This is a genomic window from Bartonella sp. MR168JLCBS (assembly GCF_042194175.1).
The window spans coordinates 334-701 of record NZ_JBHIMP010000171.1 but is presented as its reverse complement, the minus strand read 5'-3'; the positions used below and the strand labels follow the sequence as shown (position 1 = coordinate 701).

Annotated in this window: 1 protein-coding gene; it reads left to right on the top strand. The window is 39.7% G+C overall.

Annotation, left to right across the window (positions count from 1 at the left end; genetic code table 11):
- Positions 1–226 (top strand): MFS transporter (locus tag ACFIK8_RS10100; RefSeq protein WP_375669343.1); only part of this gene is annotated, 226 nt, incomplete at its 5' end.
- Positions 227–368 lie beyond the last annotated feature (142 nt).

Here is a 368-nt window from a genome sequence, read left to right as displayed (position 1 = left end):
TCTTGAAAGGCCTGAATATTGGACAGAAGTTTATCATATGCCAACATGGGTAGATTATTTGCGCCATAATCACCGTCGCATAAAAGCAGATGCAGAAGTGAATAAGCTTCTGCGTCACTTAAATTGTGCACCTAACGGTATAAGAGTACACCGTATGATCGAGCGGCAGACAATACCGTATGCCAGTGAGATGCATTTAAAGCCTTCTGCTGACCAGTTACTTTGATGGTAAGAGTTGAGTATAGAATGAGAAGGGCTTCATTCTTTATTCTTTGTTATTGAGAGATGAAAATATAGAGTGTTGTAAAAAAGAACGGATTAAATTGTGAAAATCCCCGTTGGCTTGAACTGGCTTTGTCAAGAGTACC